This window comes from Agrobacterium sp. InxBP2 (genome assembly GCF_026191755.1).
Lineage (GTDB): Bacteria > Pseudomonadota > Alphaproteobacteria > Rhizobiales > Rhizobiaceae > Agrobacterium > Agrobacterium pusense.
In genome coordinates this window covers 1-2,500 of record NZ_JAINDY010000008.1, presented here as the reverse complement: position 1 = coordinate 2,500, position 2,500 = coordinate 1, and the positions used below count along the sequence as shown (strand labels likewise).

General features: G+C 53.3%; 1 tRNA gene and 2 rRNA genes (1 of these 3 cut by a window edge). All 3 read left to right on the top strand.

From position 1 onward, the window contains the following. Positions 1 to 1,808 (top strand): 23S ribosomal RNA (locus tag K7A42_RS00095); it begins 992 nt to the left of the window's first position. Between the two features lie 264 nt (positions 1,809 to 2,072). After that, positions 2,073 to 2,187, top strand: a 5S ribosomal RNA gene (rrf, locus tag K7A42_RS00090). Positions 2,188 to 2,407: 220 nt separating this feature from the next. Continuing rightward, positions 2,408 to 2,484: transfer RNA gene (locus K7A42_RS00085), tRNA-Met, on the top strand. Positions 2,485 to 2,500 lie beyond the last annotated feature (16 nt).

The window sequence follows — 2,500 nt, the reverse complement described above, 5'->3', positions numbered from 1 at the left end:
GCTAACGTCCGTCGTGAAAAGGGCAACAACCCTGACCTCCAGCTAAGGTCCCCAAGTCATGGCTAAGTGGGAAAGGATGTGAGGATCCCAAAACAACCAGGATGTTGGCTTAGAAGCAGCCATCATTTAAAGAAAGCGTAACAGCTCACTGGTCTAAATAAGGGTCTTTGCGCCGAAAATGTAACGGGGCTAAAGCCATGCACCGAAGCTGAGGATTTGCACTTTGTGCAAGTGGTAGCGGAGCGTTCCGTAAGTCTGTGAAGGCGGACCCGTGAGGGCTGCTGGAGATATCGGAAGTGCGAATGTTGACATGAGTAACGATAAAGGGAGTGAGAGACTCCCTCGCCGAAAGACCAAGGGTTCCTGCTTAAAGTTAATCTGAGCAGGGTTAGCCGGCCCCTAAGACGAGGCGGACACGCGTAGTCGATGGGAACCACGTTAATATTCGTGGGCCTGGTGGTAGTGACGGATCTCGTGTGTTGTTCAATCTTATTGGATTGGTTGGGCGGCGAAGAGGTTCCAGGAAATAGCTCCACCGTATAGACCGTACCCGAAACCGACACAGGTGGTCAGGTAGAGTATACCAAGGCGCTTGAGAGAACTATGTTGAAGGAACTCGGCAAATTGCACGCGTAACTTCGGAAGAAGCGTGACCCTTTTGTACGCAAGTATGATGGGGTGGCACAGACCAGGGGGTAGCGACTGTTTATCAAAAACACAGGGCTCTGCGAAGTAGCAATACGACGTATAGGGTCTGACGCCTGCCCGGTGCTGGAAGGTTAAAGGGAGGGGTGCAAGCTCTGAACTGAAGCCCCAGTAAACGGCGGCCGTAACTATAACGGTCCTAAGGTAGCGAAATTCCTTGTCGGGTAAGTTCCGACCTGCACGAATGGCGTAACGACTTCCCCGCTGTCTCCAACATAGACTCAGTGAAATTGAATTCCCCGTGAAGATGCGGGGTTCCTGCGGTCAGACGGAAAGACCCCGTGCACCTTTACTATAGCTTTACACTGGCATTCGCCAAGGCATGTGTAGGATAGGTGGTAGGCTTTGAAGCAGGGACGCCAGTTTCTGTGGAGCCATCCTTGAAATACCACCCTTATCTTCGTGGATGTCTAACCGCGGTCCGTTATCCGGATCCGGGACAGTGTATGGTGGGTAGTTTGACTGGGGCGGTCGCCTCCGAAAGAGTAACGGAGGCGCGCGATGGTTAGCTCAGACCGGTCGGAAATCGGTCGTCGAGTGCAATGGCATAAGCTAGCCTGACTGCGAGACTGACAAGTCGAGCAGAGACGAAAGTCGGTCATAGTGATCCGGTGGTCCCGTGTGGAAGGGCCATCGCTCAACGGATAAAAGGTACGCCGGGGATAACAGGCTGATGACCCCCAAGAGTCCATATCGACGGGGTTGTTTGGCACCTCGATGTCGACTCATCGCATCCTGGGGCTGGAGCAGGTCCCAAGGGTATGGCTGTTCGCCATTTAAAGCGGTACGTGAGTTGGGTTCAGAACGTCGTGAGACAGTTCGGTCCCTATCTGCCGTGGGTGTAGGAATATTGACAGGATCTGTCCCTAGTACGAGAGGACCGGGATGGACGTATCTCTGGTGGATCTGTTGTCCTGCCAAGGGCATAGCAGAGTAGCTATATACGGAATGGATAACCGCTGAAGGCATCTAAGCGGGAAACCAACCTGAAAACGAGTGTTCCCTATCAGAGCCGTGGAAGACGACCACGTTGATAGGACGGGTGTGGAAGCACAGCAATGTGTGAAGCTTACCGTTACTAATAGCTCGATCGACTTCTTCGTTCCCATTGTTCATGCTCATCAAGCGAAGCTTGATGATCTGTTCTGTCTTCACGCTGACGTGGCCTTCGGCCACTACGCTGCAGACGGCGCGCCAAACGATTGGCGACGGACTAGCGTCCTGTATGGGCGCCACGCTCGACCTCGAGCAAGGCAACATACGGATAAGTCACAGAAACGACGTGTAAATTAAATAGAGCCTTGAGCTCTCCAGCTTCTCGAAAACAACGTTCATGTGAAAACATGAACAATGTTGCGTTTTGCCGACCTGGTGGTTATCGCGGGGCGGCTGCACCCGTTCCCATTCCGAACACGGCCGTGAAACGCCCCAGCGCCAATGGTACTTCGTCTCAAGACGCGGGAGAGTAGGTCGCTGCCAGGTCTGCAAAACGCATCAAAAATCTTCTCATCACATCCCTCGGCCCAGCCGACAAAAAAGGGCCGCCAAAAGCGGCCTTTTGCAGTTTAAGACAAAACTTAAGGAAAACGCCAAGTGCGTCCCTTACAGGAGATAAATTGCTCCGCAATTTACTCCGGCAAAGATCCGTCGTCGCTAAAGCAACGACGTAACCGCGACATTCGGCCTTGCCGAATGCGCTGGACGCGGGGTGGAGCAGCCCGGTAGCTCGTCAGGCTCATAACCTGAAGGCCGCAGGTTCAAATCCTGCCCCCGCAACCAAAATTACGAAGAAAGC